The following is a 15,475-nucleotide window of genomic DNA, read 5'->3' on the forward strand; positions in this document are numbered from 1 at the left end:
TGTGGAAGCCTTGGAAGCTTTTCGGACAGCGATGTCTTTCCGTTTCTTTGAGTGGCTGACCGAGAATCGGGATGTGTTTGCCGCTTACAAAGCCAGTTTAGGCTTTGTTTGGGCTTGAAATTTGTTTAAGTCCCACTAGGAAAAGTAGAGTGCTGATCAAAGCTGTGATCAAGAGGAATCCCCAAATCTTCCAGAGCAATCCTTGCGCTTTGTTGGATTTAAGAGGCCAGAAATACACCCTACTGGCGAGATCGGACTTACTGTACTTTCTACCAGCGAGATCAGACTTATTGTACTTTTCCTCAGTTAAGCAACTTTGGGATCGAGAAAGACCAATTAAGCAACTATAGCGGTGTGCAGTCGTATGAGGTACAGTGTCACGAGCTATAAACCATGCTAGGCAAAGCTTGGTCTGTATCTCACTCAAGCGCTTACCGCTATAACACTGTCGATACGTTCACCTAAACGAAACCTCAAAAAACTTTTTGGTTCTGCAAAGTTGACCACACCACTATTTACACTAGGGTCAAAGACAAGAGAAGCAAATTGAACCAAAATAGAAAGAACAACCAAGCTGCTAATTAACCATCGTTTGAGCCGATTAACCGATAACATCTCTAAGATTAGCAAAGCTATTAAGGGAAGAAGTAGTAGCTGAACTGAGGTAACGTGATAACGAGCAGCCCAAGAACCATCTCCATGCCAGAAATCCAGTTTGCTGGTTAAGATAATATGAAAGACAAGTGCAAAAATTGAGGAAATAAAATATATTCGTATATAAGGTGTTAATTTGTTAAATAAAATAATCCCCAATACTAAACACGGTAAAAGAAAGGGGTCGTAAATAAATATACTTTTAGCTGGTGAGAAGAGAACGCCGAGAATACCAACGTAGGGAGGGTGTATGAGAGGATAATTAGGGGGCAATTCTGGCAACCCTGAAAAGATTGCTCCATTGCGGATTTGCTCCATGAGTAAGGATGTTCCCGTTGTCCAAAAATCCCCAAAGCGTAAGTAATTAAATAATCTACTCATAAAAAAGAAGGGAAATCAGCCGAAGTTCCAGAGTATGGCTGTCTTAAAGATTTGATTCAGCTTGAAATTTTTATAAATTAGACAGCTAATTAGAAACCCAAAAACTGTTAGAGCATAAATGATAGTTGTCGAGCGAATGATAATAGCTGCTCCGATTGCCAATCCACTCAAAAAAACATAAGGTACTTTGTTAGTTTTAATATAAGCTAAAGCACAAGCATAACCTAAAATCACACAAAGTAGGACTGGATTATTTTGTTGAAAAGTTTGTGCATAGTGGAGAACGGTAGTACCTAGCAACCAAATCAAGCTGGCAGATGCCGCAATTTTCTCCTGAAAATCAAATAGTCTAAGTAACCAATAACAAGAGAGAACAACTAATACATTTAGAGGGATAACTACAAGAAAACTAACCGCAAATTCTCGTAATAAGTAAGGCTTAATACTAGGAAAAACTTTAGAGAGTTGAGTGCCAATCCAATCTGCGGGCAACATTAATAAGGATTGTCCTATATCATAAGCTTCATATCGTTTTCCATCTACTCCTAAAACACCAACACGGTCTAATCGAGAGGAAGGACGATAATTTGGGGGTAAAGAAACCTCCTCAGTTCCTGTCCACAGGGCATGGGCCATTCTTAGCCTAACATCGGTATCTGGAGGTAAGTTGGCAGGATTGATTATTGTTATCCAGAGTAGGGCAATAAGAGCTACTTTTGTGACTGTTTTCATGATCATCTATTTTTAGGATCTGTTTGAAAAGTTATCGGGCGTTGCTGATTTTAAGTATCAATTGTCCTCTCGGCAATTTTTAAAACCTAGCACTAAGGTAACTTGTGGATAGGAGGCACAATTTAGTCTTCATGTCTTGATTCAGCGACACCGCTTTTTACTATCTTCTGAGCTGCCGCTTCTAGGCTGGTAATTGCGGTTTCTGCCGTCAAAATGTCAGGAATATCACTTAAACTAGCAGTTTGATAAACCTGTTCATTTCTAGCAAATAAATTGCTCATATCTTGAGAATAATTAGAAGCGATCGATAATAAAGCTCCGGCAAAAATATAGATAGGTAAAGGTAAAATAAAACCCTTTGCCCACTGATAAAATTCCACCAACAAAAATAACAAAACACAACCCACAATCCAGACTTTCATCGCACTTTTTCCCTATTTTTACGAGAAAAGGTGAGCAAGAAGCCCACCTTTTATTTAACTAATTCCAGTGAGAATTTATTCGATCACGGGAGCGATTAACTCGCGTCTTTCCCCCGAAATAACTTTCACCTTACCTTCCTCATCGATATCGACCATGGCCGTATCCCCATCAGAAACCCGTCCGGAGAGAATTTCCTCAGCCAGAACATCTTCCAACAGACGCATAATCGCACGACGTAAGGGACGAGCGCCGTAGGCCGGATTATAACCTTCCTCGATCAAGCGTTCTTTAAACTTATCAGTAACAGACAAAGTAATATTTTGTTCTGTCAGACGTTTAAACACATCCTTGAGCAGGATTTCGGCGATTTCCTTGACTTCTTCCTTATTGAGTTGACGGAAGACAATAATCTCATCGAGACGGTTGAGGAATTCAGGGCGGAAATACTGTTTTAATTCCTCATTAACCAGCGATCGAATGCGATTATACTGGGCTTCGGCTTGATTATCGGCAAACTCGAAACCTAAACCACCGCCACCCTTCTCGATGACTTTAGAACCGATGTTCGAGGTCATGATCAACAGGGTATTTTTAAAGTCCACCGTGCGACCTTTGGCATCGGTCAAACGTCCATCTTCAAGGATTTGCAGAAGCATATTGAAGACATCGGGGTGAGCTTTTTCGATTTCGTCGAATAGCACCACCGTATAAGGACGACGACGCACCGCTTCCGTTAATTGTCCCCCTTCGTTGTAACCAACATAACCCGGAGGTGAACCGATTAACTTAGAAACCGTGTGCCGTTCCATGTATTCCGACATATCGAGACGGATCATCGCATCTTCGGAACCAAAGAAATAAGCGGCCAGAGCTTTAGTTAACTCAGTTTTACCCACCCCCGTCGGACCGGAGAAGATAAAGGAAGCAATGGGACGGTTGGGATTTTTCAGACCGACGCGAGCGCGACGAATGGCACGAGACACCGCTTTTACTGCGTCCTCTTGACCGATGAGACGCTGATGCAGGGTATCTTCCATGTGCAGCAGTTTCTCGGATTCGGTTTCGGTCAGTTTATTGACGGGAACCCCAGTCCAAGAAGCGACGATGTGAGCGATTTCCTCCGCATCCACAAAGGGTTCATCGTTGCCATCTTCGCCTTTTTTGGTGGAAGCGAGATTCCGGATCTGGGTTTTGATTTCCATTTCCCGGTCGCGCAATTCCCCAGCTTTCTCGAAGTCTTGACCGCGCACCGCGTCATCTTTTTGTTTGAGAATTTGCCGCAGTTCTTTATCTAATTCCTTGGCTGCTGGAGGCAATTGGGAATTAATCAAGCGCACTCTCGAACCAGCTTCATCGATTAAATCGATCGCCTTGTCCGGTAAGAAGCGATCACTAATGTAGCGATCGGACAATTTCGCCGCCGCTTCTAGCGCTTCGTCTAAGATTTTTAGTTTATGGTGCTGTTCGTAGCGTTCCCGGAGACCGTAGAGAATTTCGATCGTTTCTTCTACGGAGGGTTCACCGACCATAACCGGTTGAAAACGTCTTTCTAGAGCCGCATCCCGTTCGATATGTTTGCGATACTCATCCAAGGTCGTCGCCCCGATACATTGTAGTTCTCCCCGGGCCAAAGCCGGTTTGAGAATATTGGCCGCATCGATCGCCCCTTCGGCTGCCCCGGCACCGATGAGAGTATGAACTTCATCGATAACAAGGACGACGTTACCCGCTTGGCGAATTTCGTCCATGATTTTTTTGAGGCGTTCCTCAAATTCGCCGCGATACTTGGTTCCCGCCACTAGCAAGCCGATATCGAGGGTGACAACCCGTTTTTCTTCGAGAATGTCGGGAATATCCTTGTTAGCGATGCGTTGGGCCAATCCTTCTGCGATCGCTGTTTTACCTACCCCCGGTTCCCCGATCAGGACGGGGTTATTTTTGGTACGACGACCGAGAATTTGGATAACGCGCTCGATTTCCTTTTGTCGGCCGACCACGGGATCGAGTTTACCCTCGCTGGCCATTTGGGTGAGATTGGAACCGAATTCGTCAAGAGTGGGGGTTTTGGTGCGACCTTGGGAAGATGAACCGGCGGCCACTTCGGCGGTTTCCCCTAACATTCTGATCACTTGGGTGCGAACTTTCGAGAGATCCACGCCGAGATTTTCCAGAACCCTAGCGGCCACACCTTCCCCTTCGCGAATTAGTCCTAAAAGGAGATGTTCTGTGCCAATATAGTTATGGCCCAGTTGACGGGCTTCTTCGAGGGAGAGTTCTAAAACTCGTTTGGCTCTCGGGGTGAAGGGAATTTCCACGGCTACGAATCCGGAACCGCGACCGATGATTTTCTCCACCTCCACGCGCGCATCTTTGAGATTGACACCCATGGACTTGAGGACTTTGGCGGCAACTCCCGTTCCCTCTCCAATTAGTCCTAGTAAAATCTGCTCTGTTCCCACGAAGTTATGGCCAAGGCGGCGGGCTTCTTCTTGGGCGAGCATGATTACTTTAATGGCTTTTTCCGTAAATCTTTCAAACATAGCCTATCCATCACCTACACAAGCGACCCTAGATATGCTGATTTTAGCACGCCTTTTTAGTTTAGCCCTCTTTCAGTGATCAGTTATTGGGGAGCGGCTATTAGTTATAGTGGTTGTAGCTCTGAAGATTTTTTCTGGGGTCAATCGGTCTCAGCTGACTTGCGGAGATGCCCGGAATCTCCCGGATTATGGTTTTAGCCCCCTGGAAACCTGCTGATAAGTTGTTCACCGTTGCATAATCCCCTAGGGTCGTGGTCATCCCCATCCCTCGATCGCTTGACTTATTGACCGCCCATTTTCAGATCAAAACTCGAAGTATAAGCAGATTAAATATTACTACCTATTGACAAATGAGTATATATGTTGTATCTCGGGGTGATATACAGAAAGTTGACCCATATCGTTGCTCTGGAGACTGTTATACAGAAAGTTGACCTATAATATGTAGTTATAACCCTAACACCTCAGAAATTTAGTCAACACATCGAAGAGAGGTTCTATGTCAAGAGTTATTAACCATTCATGGAAAAACGGTGGAGATGATTCTTCGAATCCTGCTGTTGTTGTTTTAGATAACGGTCACGTCCTTATCACTGCTGATGCTGATACAGACGCTGATGGTAGCCCCGATGCTGACCAAATAGATGACACAGGTCAACTTCAAACGGCTCTGGGCAGAGACAATGGCTGGAAAGGTGACAATAAATATGTCAATGCAAGAATCATTCCTTACTATGTCTTACCAGGAAACTGGAAAGAAGTAACCAATGTAAGCTGTAAACTTGGCGATATTGCCAAAGTCTCTTACAAAAATAAGACTGTCTATGCTATTTACGCTGATGTTGGCCCTGATGAAATTATTGGAGAGGCTTCTATTGCAACCGTCGAAGCACTAGGCCATAATCCTTGGAATAATGGACATACAAAAATTGTTTCAGGGATTCCTCATGGCGTAACCTATGAGGTCATTCCCGAATCATCAAACCTTGCTCAAACGCTAAACTTTGAAACAATTCAAGCCTACGGCAAAACTTTATTTGGAGAAACCACACCACCAAATCCATCAGAGGTTCAGAACTCTATCACTTGGCTAGAATTTAACCGTTCAGAGAATGGAAACCCCGCCATTACTGCTTATGCAGGCCCAGAAGCAAAATACACACGTTTTTATACAACCAAGGAATCATTAATCGGGTTTCTTCAGGCTTTTCCTAATGCTCATACAGCTTTAGTTGCAGCGAATAAACCTATTCCAGATTGTCCAGATTTCACAGCGAATCGCCCCGATTCTGCTCAGAAATTTGTGACTTTCTTTAAAAATAACTATCAAGCTGTTCGACGTGAAGTTGAACGATGGTTTATTGATAATATTCCAACACAATGGTCAACTAATGCTGTAACAAATGGTTGCGTTGCTCATCAAGTTAGTTGTCTGCATTTATGCGAACTACCTCATCCTACACTAGATACCCTTCCATCAGTCAATGTAGATCAATTTGTTGAGTGGGCATTAAGTCATAACTGGACAAAAATTACCTCTATGGATAGTTTGAAGCCAGGAGACATCTGTGTAAGTGGGCCAAGTAGCACTGACCTCGATCATGTCTATTGTTTTGTAGATTACATTGATAATGAAAATGCCCATGTTCTTCATAATCAAGTATTTGGGTTAGCAAAGCGTTCTTTAGTTGGCAATGGCTGTGGACGTTGGAGATTTGCATTAAGAATGCCATAACATTTACGGATCGGATAGGTGATTGGGTATAACACCGTGTTGCAGCGGACTATATGTAAATCCAGTGCGATCGCAATTTTGTAGGGTGCGTTCCCTAAAACAACTTCTACCGCTTCAGCGATCGATTTTGGGGAACGCACCATGCTCATTGATTGAAACTGTGAGTCTAAGCCTCGTGGGTTGGGTTGAGCGAAACAAGACTGGGGCGAAAATAGCTCAATTCGCTTGAAAAAGCGAAACCCAACCACCCCAAAGGCTACTCTTTGTTGGGTTTCCTTGGGTCAACCCAACCTTGTATTCAATACTGGTTTTACATACGCAGCACCTCAGTTTTTAAAGAGATTTGACGTTTCGACGGTCGCGGAAGTTATTCCCATCCCCATCCCCATCCCTTCTAGCCCCCTTGATGGTCTTTCAAGAGTATCCATTGGAAGACGAATATCTTCTGATGGCTCAGACACTATAGTTACAGTTGAACCGAGTTGGGGGCTGTGGCTGGCGCAGCAGGCGGAGCTACTATTGGCGCATTCACCTGTACTACAAGTGTTGTCGCAGCACCAGCAGCACCGATCTGTGGTGCTGCTGGTGGTTTAATTGCTGGTGTGGTTGGTCTGGTTTTTCGTCCTTCGGATAATGTAAATTCACAGCCTTGAATGCTGCTTGACCTTGATTGGGTAAGCGATAATTGAGGGTATCTCCTTTAGATAAGTGGATTCCAATATGACTGAGCAACTTGATCAGGTGATTGCCCGATTGAAAGCCTTGCCAACCGATAAGCAAGACGCAATCGCAACCTTAATTCTAGAAGAACTCGAAGATGACCAGCGATGGGATGAGTCATTTGCTCGTTCTCCAGATTTGTTGGCTAAATTGGCAGCCGAAGCAATGACAGAATACCGAGCAGGCAAAACTCAAGAACTCGATCCAGAAACATTGTGAAATCTCGCACCACTGCCCAATTTCGTAAACTGTTTGCTGATCTTCCAGAGTTAGTTCAAGAGCAGACGCGCAAAGCATATCGACAATTCAAGCAAGAGCCAAGCTACCCCAGTTTGCGATTCAAGAAAGTTCATCCAAAATTACCCATCTACTCTGCACGCATCAACAGAGATTACCGTGCTGTTGGGCAATTAGAAGATGACACAGTAATCTGGTTCTGGGTCGGTTCTCATGCGGAATATGATCTGCTCCTTGATCAGTTGTAGAAACGCCAGCTAACAAACCACATGAACCCGACCGTATCAAAGTATGAGTTTATCCGAGAGGTTATTGGCGGCGGGTGATTGCGAACGTTAGACAGAATTTTCGGACAAATTGAGGATAAAAGATGTTAATTAGACCATCAAAGTTAAAGTTCAGGATAGAAAAACTTTATTTTGCTTTAATATTTTCCATTCTCTATATCGACTCTACGCTTGTTTTTGCACAATCTTCTCACTCAATTCTAGGAAGGTGGGACAATATTGGATTAAGTACTAATAACTTAATATCTTATAGAGTTTTTCAAAAAGATGGTCAAGTATTTGGACGTTACGATTTGACAATAATGGTAATCGAACTGGAGGAGGTCAAAAGTATGTAGCAAAATATAAAATTAATTCTAATGGGGTCATTAGGATCTTCAATCAACTTAAAGAGTCTTGTATTTTGATTAAAAGCAATGAAATGCAATGTTACTCTGACAATGAGAGACTAGGAGACCTTGGATATTACAAAAAAAGATATAGCGTTTCCTGTTGGCAAGAGGTACATTGTCGATGGTGAAAAGCTTAATCAGCAAAGGTTTAACTGTGCCACACAGGTGTGAGAAACGCTATAGTTCGATTGCTATTTTTGAGTTGGGTCAATGATCAGGAAACATGGCCGATTCAAGTCTGAATTGCATCAATGTCTGATCTACCTTCATAGAATACCTCATTCGGGGTACGATAGTGCGATGCCAAAGGCACTGCGTAGCAGAGCGCAATCTTGTAGGGTGCGTTCCCTAATGCAACTTCTACCGCTCCAGCGATCGATTTTTGGGAACGCACCATGCACATTGATTGAAACTGTGAGTCTAAGCCGCGTAGGTTGGGTTGATCGAAACAAGACTGGGGCGAAAATAGCTCAATTCGCTTGAAAAAGCGCAACCCAACCCCCCCAAAGGTCACTCTTTGTTGGGTTTCCTTGGGTCAACCCAACTACAATAATTGCTGCTCTATTGATCGCCCATTTTCAGGTCAAAACTCGAAGTATAAGCAGATTAAATATTACTACCTATTGACAAATTAGTATTTTATGTTATAAAACGGGGTGATATACAGAAAGTTGACCCATATCGTTGCTCTGGAGACTGTTATGCAAAAAGTTTTCGTATAATATGTAGTTGTGTTGCTGGGTTACCTGTGAGACAGTCCTTCTGAATAATCCTGATAAGATAAAATTAGTGTCATGGCAACTGCTGAATTTCCCTAAAAATTTTAATACTTAGTTATTAAAAAGAGTTATGCAAGATGACTGTTTTACCTTGTTGAAGTCAACATTATTTACGAGTTAACCAATGAACGATTACAGACTTAATGAACTAGAAGAGATTTTAGATCTGCTATATGAAAAATTGAGTGCTTTTCAAAAGGAGTTAATTACTTCTGCAAGCCCAAACATTCAGTTCGAGTTGAAACAAAGAATCAAGAAAGAAATCCTACCAAGTATTCGTAGCTATGAAGCCGAGTACTGGCGTATTTATCCGGAGGAGAGAATTCACTTTTCAGAAGAGGAGGCAAACGGTCAGCTGTTGAAAATAGAGTCTTCTATCTCATCTATATCCACGATACCTAAGAGCGAGCTGTCCTCTCAACTGATTTACCTTCTGCAAGATATTCAGTTAAAACTGAAGCAAGAGAAGACAGCATCAGGTAAGCTTAAAGTGGTTATTCCTTTAATTCCTATGATAGCTTCTTATGAATTAGAAGTAGAAACAGAAGGGTATATGTATAAGACTTGGATGGCACTTAAAAGGCTTATTCGGAGATAAGAAATGTCACCTTCAGATAAAGAAACTGAATTAAAAAACTTGAAAGAAGAAGAGAAACTATTATCCGAGAAGTTAACGGACTTCCGGATTCAGGTTCACACAGCTTCTAGCCCAGGAGTTAAGTTTGAACTTAAGAAGGAGATTGAGAAGTCTCAGCAACAACTAGATGAAATTAGACATCAGATAGCTGCCCTAGAAACACCTCCGAGTATATCATCTGTACCTAAAAGTCCTAGTTACGTTTATACGATACATAGGATACCCCTCAAAAACAAAAAGCTGTTTATAATTTTTGTTTGCACTATTTTAGCTATAGTTGCTTATAATTCTACCTGGCTTGCAGTCCATGTATCTCTGTCTTATCAAACCTATAATACTGCGACGGTGATGGCTGAACAACAAACACCGTACCAACCGAGTGAGTCACAGCAGAGTATTTTAGGGCAGTTTAATAAGTTTGCTGAGCGCGAAATGCTCAAACAACAGAAGTATCAAGAACTATATCCCAAAGTTTGGGAGGAGACGAACACTCAGCATAGACTCCAAACGTGGCAATGGATTGGCTCAATCAACTTCGTGATCCTAGCCTCCTTAACATTTACTTTATTGATTAAGAACTATTTGATAAGCTCAAAAATTTTCAATGTAGTTAACTTTGTAGTTGCTGCCACTTTTACAGCAGTGTTTTTTTTCACCTTCAAAGTACCAGAAGTGTTCTTTCCACGTTTCTTTCAGTCTGTATTCTTTACAATTATTGTTCTATTACCTTTTAGCTTTTTTCATTACAAATTAGTAGAAGCATTCTCATATTCTCAAGCACTTCAAGAGTATTTCTCAGAACAAAAAGTGTATTTATTCTTGTCTTTCATAGGAGGCACAAGCATCGGTTTAGGTGTTTTTTCAGGTTTATGGTTTCACAATGTTGCAGCGATAATTTTTCTAAATGGCATGGCATTAGCAGTGTTCCTTACATTATCAAAGCGTCTTTATGATTGATTTGGTGGTGATTCGGTAGTGCGATGCCAAAGGCACTGCGTAGCAGAGCGCAATCTTGTAGGGTGCGTTCCCTAAGGCAACTTCTACCGCTCCAGCGATCGATTTTGGGGAACGCACCATGCACATTGATTGAAGCTGTGAGTCTAAATGCAATGCCGCCCTTGTGGGCCTAGTTGGGGAATGTTAGCGAAGATTGCCAATGTTTAGGTTAAAATAGAGGGGCAAAAGTTGCAACGGGGTCAGGACAATGACAGTTAATCAACTCCGCTACAGCAAAGAAGAATTCGCCCGACGTGGTAATGAGATTTATCAATCTCAGGTGCGCCCCCAAGTCGAGGAAGGCAATCATGGGAAGATTGTAGCCATAGATATTGAAACAGGGGCTTTTGAAGTAGCAAAAGACAGCCTCACAGCTTCCGATCAACTTTTAGCCCGATTGACCTATGCTCAAATTTGGTTCGTAAGAATCGGACATCGAGCAGTTCATCGAGTCGGTTTGATTGGGGCAAATTTGTTTCAATGATTAATCAACTCTACGCTTGTTTTTGCACAATCTTCTCACTCAATTCTAGGAAGGTGGGACAATATTGGATTAATTACTAATAACTTAATATCTTATAGAGTTTTTCAAAAAGCGTGAGTTGGGTCAATGATCAGGAAACCTAACTATTTTCTAACCAAACGATTAGGAAACAGTTATGTTATGATTTTCAGAGTAAGCCAGAGATGATAAGACACCATGAAAAATCGCATCTTTACTGTTATTTTGTACAAAGAAGATAATATGTACATTGCTGAATGTCCAGAAGTTGGTACAGTAGATCAAGGAGAAACAATTGAGCAGGCGATTGCTGGATTGAAAGAAGCCACACGGCTTTACCTAGAGGAATTTACCTTACCAGAAACATCCCCTAGATTTGTGACCAGTATTGAGGTTAGTTATGCCTAAGCTGCCACGAATCTCTAGTCGGGAGGCAGTTAGATCTCTTGAACGCTTAGGCTTCGAGCAAGTTCGTCAAACAGGTAGCCATGTTGTGATGAAGAAAGAAACCGAAGAGGGCAAAATTGGTTGTGTTGTCCCTGTACATCAGGAATTGAAGGTTGGTACATTAAGTGGAATTCTGAAACAAGCCCAAGTCACAGTTGAAGAGTTCATTGAACATCTGTAAAGTCTGACAAATCACTGCACTCGAAGTGATACCAAAAAAAAAGTATTTAGTCCCCCCAGAGAACCCCCTTGAGCCACATAGCACACTTTTCTTTTTTTGTCAAATTTTATGTTAAGAAAGATGTAGCTAATGGATAGGGGGATGATCAAGAATTAACCGTCTTCGTATTCGGGGATTCTTTCTTTTTTCTTCTCGGTGATATTGATGCGGGGAGGATTGTAATCCGGTTCCACGTCATCATCCCACATATCATCCTCGGCCTTATCTTCGTAATCGTCGTACTGAGGACGAGAAAAGCTTTCTGTGCGTTCTGAGCGCGCTTCTCCCCAGTTATCTTCTTCTTCCTCGTATTCTTCCTCATAATAACGAGCTTCGGCCCGTTTTTGCGGTGGGGGAGTGGCGCGCAGGGGTTCTTTTTCCCATTCGTCTTCACTCCAGCGTTCTTCAACGGGTTTAGCGGCCTCAACGGGAGTGCGGAGGGGAATGCCCGTACCTAACTGATTTTCCGGGCGAGCAGCGGGAGTATAATAAGCTTCTTCCTCTTCTCTTTCCCAGGGGGGACGACCAATACCCAAACGTTCCAAAACCCCCACACTAACCTGCGTGAGACGTTCTTCGGCCCCTTCAAAGACAATTAAGCGATTCGGACCGCTGCTAACCACTTCTTCAATGGCAATTTCGTAGGTACTGATCAATTGTTCGGGGATCAGAGGCAATCCCAGGGAAGCGATGACAATGGAATGTAATTGACCACTAAGGGGATCAAATTGATAATCGCGGACTTTGCCTAAAGGTTCGCCGGTTTCCGTGATCACTTCACTACCGATTAAGGGAGTATAAGCATCGATATCGACGGATTCCAAGACGTTATCATCTTCAACGAGAACCACGTCTCCCGTCTGACTGATGCTCGATAAATACATATATTGAGGCATTCCCGACAAGGAGAGGATATTATCGCGGAGTCCCAGGGCAACCACTTCTCGTTGATCGATATCTACTAGGATATCTTTAACAACGCCGAGTTTTTTGCCTGTATTGCGAGTGATAACCTGTGTATTTAAAAATTCTGAACGTAAGCGACTATTCTCTGTGATCATTTTTTCCTATGGGTAGGCGTTAGGTCGTGGGAATACGAGTTATTGTAGGCTTAATATATAGGGCGAGATCGAGGGTTAATTTACCGATATTGGCTTAGATCTTAAAGTTCCCTGAGATTAACACTTTTTTTGGCCTTGTTTGGGCGATAGTTTCGGGTGATAGATAAGGTTAAACCCATTTTAGCTAATTCTTTACATTTTTTTAGTAACAACAAAGCAGGAGCTAGAGAGAAACTCCCTTGGCTCCTGCTGTCTAGATTCTGATTACATAGTTAAAGACTGCACCTCAGTTTCGATCAGTTTAGCTAAGTCTTGCAGGAAGGAGGCTGCATCGGCCCCGTAGATGACTCGGTGGTCACTGGTGAGATTAACTGTCATCTGTTTTTGCACTCCGAATAAACCATCTTTATTGACGACGATTTGGGGACGGGAAGCACCCACGGCTAGGATCGCACCTTGGTTGGGGGGTAAGATAGCGGTAAAGCGATCGACTCCGAACATTCCCAGATTAGAAATGGTAAAAGTACCGCTATTGTATTCTTCCGGCTGCAGTTGTTTGCTGCGGGCGCGATCGACTAAATCTTTCCAACTGCGGGAGAGGGAATAGATATCCATCTGGTTAGCAGAGCGCAAAACCGGCGTAATTAAGCCACCATCGGGCATAGCTACGGCTACAGCCACGTTAATCGCCCCGTGGTATTGGATTCCTGCGTCGCTATAGCAGGCATTAACGATCGGATGTTTAGCGAGGGTGTTGGCTACTGCTTTTGCTAACAGGGCCGTCATGGTGACACCCTTGGATTTTAGCTGTTGATAGAGTTGATCCAGTGGGTCAGTGGTGATAGTGTAGCCCACTTGGAAGGTGGGAACCTGTAGGCTAACCGACATATTCTGAGCGACGGCTTTTTGCAGAGTGGTGAGGGGAACAGTCCGACCGACCGGAGCGCTGGCCGGAATCGGGGCTTTAGGAGCCGCTACAGGCACGCTGACGGGTTGCGGGGGAGTAATGACGGGAGCGGGGGCGGTGCTGACTTTTCCTGTCGCTTTTTCTACGTCTTCGGCGGTAATTCGTCCGTGGGGACCGCTACCCACTAGGGTTTTCAGATCTACCTTTAATTCTTTAGCCAGTTTTTTGGCCCTGGGAGAGGCAACTAAACGGCCATTATCTTTAACGGCGGCGACGGGGATCGAAACGGGAGGCGGAGCGATTTCTGGGGTCTCTACGGGCTTGCTAGGGGCGGATGCGGCGGTTTTTCCCTGAGCTTTGGCCAGTTCAATTTCTGCTTCAGTTTCGGCAATATAGGCGATCGCTTCCCCCACGGGTGCTTCCTGGCCGGCTTCGACTAAAATTACAGCGAGATAGCCATCATAAAACGATTCCACGTCCATGTCGGCTTTGTCGGATTCGACCACTAACACCGTTTCCCCTTTGCTGACTTTTTCCCCGGGGGACTTCACCCAAGAAACTATTTTTCCTTCGGTCATGGTGGAACTGAGCGCGGGCATGAAGATATCTCGAATCATGGTGGAGTGCTTCTATCTCTAATGTTTTGAGCCATAGGGCATTTTACCACAGTTGATGGGGTTGGGGGTGTGGGGAAGTGGGGAAGTGGGGAAGTGGGGAAGTGGGGAAGTGGGGAAATAGGGAAATAGGGAAATAGGGAAGCTGTCTCATCACCCTATCACCCCAAAACCCTATCACCCTATCTCCTGAATACTGACTCCTGACTCCTGCCGACCGCCTCCTGATAACTGATTACAAAGGGAAAAAGAGAAGGGAAAACAGCCCCTTCTCCGTCGTATCTAGACAAAAATTGTTCTAGTTGCCAATATGGACCGGTTGTGCTTGCAGAGATTCGACTAAACCGCGCACAGCTGCCACCATAGCCACTTCATTATCCAATTGATTGATCGCCGAACCAACACCGATACCGGCCGCTCCAACAGCGATCGCCATAGGGGCGGTGACAATCGATAAACCGGAAGCGCAGAGGACGGGAACCTTCACCGCGTGGGAAATAGCGTGGGCTGCCGCTAAAGTCGGGGCAGCTTTTTCAATCAGTCCCAAAATACCGGCGTGACGGGGTTGACTGCTAGTGCCGCCTTCGGTTTGAATAATGTCAGCACCCTGACTAACTAAAGCTTCCGCTAGTCTCACCTGTTCATCGAGGGGCAGCAGATGGGGAACTGTCACAGACAGGGTAATTTCGGGCAGTAAGTCGCGAGTTTGACGGGTTAGGGCTAAAACTTCCGCCGCCTCAAAAATGCGTCCTTGAGCATAAAAACTATCGAAATTACCGATCTCAATTAAATCGGCCCCGGCCGCCACTGCCATCACCAACAATTCTGGCTCGACGGCCGATACACACACGGGTAAATTTGTCAAGGCTTTTACCGCCCGAATTAGGTCAGCATTAGCGGCAATATCGACAAAAGTTGCTCCTCCGGCTGTAGCGGCTTTAACTACTGAGAGAACCTGCGAGCGATCAAAATTATTTAACCCACTGATCACTTTCAGGGCATGACGACGGGCGAAGGCTTGCTGTAAGGTAAAATTGATCATCGAAAATTTGGGTCTGAAACCCCGTCGTTCTACGACGGCTTTACTGTTAAATATTAGCACATTTACGAAATATATGCTAAAATGTGAGGTATGGAAAAAGCCTACTCGTTTCGATTTTACCCCACACCCGAACAAGAGTCGCTATTGCGGCGCACTTTGGGCTGTGTAA

Annotated in this window: 16 protein-coding genes; 9 read left to right on the plus strand and 7 right to left on the minus strand. The window is 44.0% G+C overall.

Annotated features, from left to right (window positions below; genetic code table 11):
• Positions 1 to 423: 423 nt before the first annotated feature.
• From IM477_RS23395 to IM477_RS14670, 4 genes are all read right to left on the minus strand, one after another.
• Positions 424 to 1,035 carry a hypothetical protein gene (locus IM477_RS23395; RefSeq protein WP_287732326.1) on the minus strand — a complete coding sequence of 204 codons (612 nt, stop codon included), beginning with the start codon at positions 1,033 to 1,035 and terminating at the stop codon, positions 424 to 426.
• A gap of 15 nt (positions 1,036 to 1,050) precedes the next feature.
• Entirely contained in the window at positions 1,051 to 1,767 is a 717-nt protein-coding gene (locus tag IM477_RS23400) for a glycosyltransferase family 39 protein (protein ID WP_287732327.1), read from the minus strand.
• A gap of 122 nt (positions 1,768 to 1,889) precedes the next feature.
• Positions 1,890 to 2,189: a hypothetical protein gene (locus IM477_RS14665; RefSeq protein WP_287732328.1), complete on the minus strand. Its 300-nt coding sequence runs from the start codon at positions 2,187 to 2,189 to the stop codon at positions 1,890 to 1,892.
• A gap of 75 nt (positions 2,190 to 2,264) precedes the next feature.
• On the minus strand, positions 2,265 to 4,730 hold the full coding sequence (locus IM477_RS14670) for an ATP-dependent Clp protease ATP-binding subunit (protein WP_002732350.1): 2,466 nt from the start codon (positions 4,728 to 4,730) through the stop codon (positions 2,265 to 2,267).
• Between the two features lie 499 nt (positions 4,731 to 5,229).
• Here IM477_RS14670 and IM477_RS14675 point away from each other — a divergent pair, with 499 nt between their 5' ends.
• From IM477_RS14675 to IM477_RS14710, 8 genes are all read left to right on the plus strand, one after another.
• Positions 5,230 to 6,465 carry a glycoside hydrolase family 75 protein gene (locus IM477_RS14675; RefSeq protein ID WP_287732329.1) on the plus strand — a complete coding sequence of 412 codons (1,236 nt, stop codon included), beginning with the start codon at positions 5,230 to 5,232 and terminating at the stop codon, positions 6,463 to 6,465.
• A gap of 720 nt (positions 6,466 to 7,185) precedes the next feature.
• Positions 7,186 to 7,404, plus strand: a complete 219-nt coding sequence (locus IM477_RS14680) for a hypothetical protein (RefSeq protein ID WP_061430404.1) — start codon at positions 7,186 to 7,188, stop codon at positions 7,402 to 7,404.
• A complete protein-coding gene (locus IM477_RS14685) occupies positions 7,401 to 7,670 on the plus strand; it encodes a ParE family toxin-like protein (RefSeq protein ID WP_061430403.1) in 270 nt (89 codons plus the stop codon). The genes IM477_RS14680 and IM477_RS14685 overlap by 4 nt, the downstream gene beginning before the upstream one ends.
• 1,334 nt (positions 7,671 to 9,004) lie before the next feature.
• Positions 9,005 to 9,478 (plus strand): hypothetical protein, encoded by a 474-nt coding sequence (locus IM477_RS14690; protein WP_287732331.1) that lies wholly within the window; start codon positions 9,005 to 9,007, stop codon positions 9,476 to 9,478.
• A gap of 3 nt (positions 9,479 to 9,481) precedes the next feature.
• Positions 9,482 to 10,474 (plus strand): hypothetical protein, encoded by a 993-nt coding sequence (locus tag IM477_RS14695; protein WP_287732333.1) that lies wholly within the window; start codon positions 9,482 to 9,484, stop codon positions 10,472 to 10,474.
• A 247-nt stretch (positions 10,475 to 10,721) separates the two neighbouring features.
• The gene (locus IM477_RS14700) at positions 10,722 to 10,997 is read left to right on the plus strand and encodes a hypothetical protein (RefSeq protein ID WP_002734920.1); all 276 of its coding nucleotides are present in this window, start codon (positions 10,722 to 10,724) and stop codon (positions 10,995 to 10,997) included.
• A gap of 216 nt (positions 10,998 to 11,213) precedes the next feature.
• On the plus strand, positions 11,214 to 11,423 hold the full coding sequence (locus IM477_RS14705; RefSeq protein WP_002734849.1) for a type II toxin-antitoxin system HicB family antitoxin: 210 nt from the start codon (positions 11,214 to 11,216) through the stop codon (positions 11,421 to 11,423).
• Positions 11,416 to 11,643, plus strand: coding sequence for a type II toxin-antitoxin system HicA family toxin (locus tag IM477_RS14710; RefSeq protein ID WP_149987308.1), 228 nt, complete (start codon positions 11,416 to 11,418; stop codon positions 11,641 to 11,643). The genes IM477_RS14705 and IM477_RS14710 overlap by 8 nt, the downstream gene beginning before the upstream one ends.
• Before the next feature lie 152 nt (positions 11,644 to 11,795).
• On the opposite strand, the gene IM477_RS14715 is transcribed toward IM477_RS14710, so the two are convergent.
• From IM477_RS14715 to IM477_RS14725, 3 genes are all read right to left on the minus strand, one after another.
• Positions 11,796 to 12,743, minus strand: a complete 948-nt coding sequence (locus tag IM477_RS14715) for a PRC-barrel domain-containing protein (RefSeq protein ID WP_287107799.1) — start codon at positions 12,741 to 12,743, stop codon at positions 11,796 to 11,798.
• 264 nt (positions 12,744 to 13,007) lie between these two features.
• On the minus strand, positions 13,008 to 14,267 hold the full coding sequence (locus IM477_RS14720) for a dihydrolipoamide acetyltransferase family protein (protein WP_287732336.1): 1,260 nt from the start codon (positions 14,265 to 14,267) through the stop codon (positions 13,008 to 13,010).
• 295 nt (positions 14,268 to 14,562) lie between these two features.
• Positions 14,563 to 15,306 carry a DUF561 domain-containing protein gene (locus IM477_RS14725; protein ID WP_287732337.1) on the minus strand — a complete coding sequence of 248 codons (744 nt, stop codon included), beginning with the start codon at positions 15,304 to 15,306 and terminating at the stop codon, positions 14,563 to 14,565.
• Between the two features lie 90 nt (positions 15,307 to 15,396).
• On the opposite strand from IM477_RS14725, the gene IM477_RS14730 reads away from it, so the two are divergent.
• On the plus strand, positions 15,397 to 15,475 hold a 79-nt coding region (locus IM477_RS14730; protein WP_286826865.1), incomplete at its 3' end, for a helix-turn-helix domain-containing protein.

Origin of the sequence: Microcystis sp. M090S1, assembly GCF_020246295.1 — a bacterium.
Lineage (GTDB): Bacteria > Cyanobacteriota > Cyanobacteriia > Cyanobacteriales > Microcystaceae > Microcystis > Microcystis aeruginosa.

Coding starts and splice junctions, on each gene's coding strand:
- IM477_RS23395 (WP_287732326.1), bottom strand. CDS start 1,035: ATGAGTAGATTATTTAATTACTTACGCTTTGGGGATTTTTGGACAACG.
- IM477_RS23400 (WP_287732327.1), bottom strand. CDS start 1,767: ATGAAAACAGTCACAAAAGTAGCTCTTATTGCCCTACTCTGGATAACA.
- IM477_RS14665 (WP_287732328.1), bottom strand. CDS start 2,189: ATGAAAGTCTGGATTGTGGGTTGTGTTTTGTTATTTTTGTTGGTGGAA.
- IM477_RS14670 (WP_002732350.1), bottom strand. CDS start 4,730: ATGTTTGAAAGATTTACGGAAAAAGCCATTAAAGTAATCATGCTCGCC.
- IM477_RS14675 (WP_287732329.1), top strand. CDS start 5,230: ATGTCAAGAGTTATTAACCATTCATGGAAAAACGGTGGAGATGATTCT.
- IM477_RS14680 (WP_061430404.1), top strand. CDS start 7,186: ATGACTGAGCAACTTGATCAGGTGATTGCCCGATTGAAAGCCTTGCCA.
- IM477_RS14690 (WP_287732331.1), top strand. CDS start 9,005: ATGAACGATTACAGACTTAATGAACTAGAAGAGATTTTAGATCTGCTA.
- IM477_RS14695 (WP_287732333.1), top strand. CDS start 9,482: ATGTCACCTTCAGATAAAGAAACTGAATTAAAAAACTTGAAAGAAGAA.
- IM477_RS14700 (WP_002734920.1), top strand. CDS start 10,722: ATGACAGTTAATCAACTCCGCTACAGCAAAGAAGAATTCGCCCGACGT.
- IM477_RS14705 (WP_002734849.1), top strand. CDS start 11,214: ATGAAAAATCGCATCTTTACTGTTATTTTGTACAAAGAAGATAATATG.
- IM477_RS14710 (WP_149987308.1), top strand. CDS start 11,416: ATGCCTAAGCTGCCACGAATCTCTAGTCGGGAGGCAGTTAGATCTCTT.
- IM477_RS14715 (WP_287107799.1), bottom strand. CDS start 12,743: ATGATCACAGAGAATAGTCGCTTACGTTCAGAATTTTTAAATACACAG.
- IM477_RS14720 (WP_287732336.1), bottom strand. CDS start 14,267: ATGATTCGAGATATCTTCATGCCCGCGCTCAGTTCCACCATGACCGAA.
- IM477_RS14725 (WP_287732337.1), bottom strand. CDS start 15,306: ATGATCAATTTTACCTTACAGCAAGCCTTCGCCCGTCGTCATGCCCTG.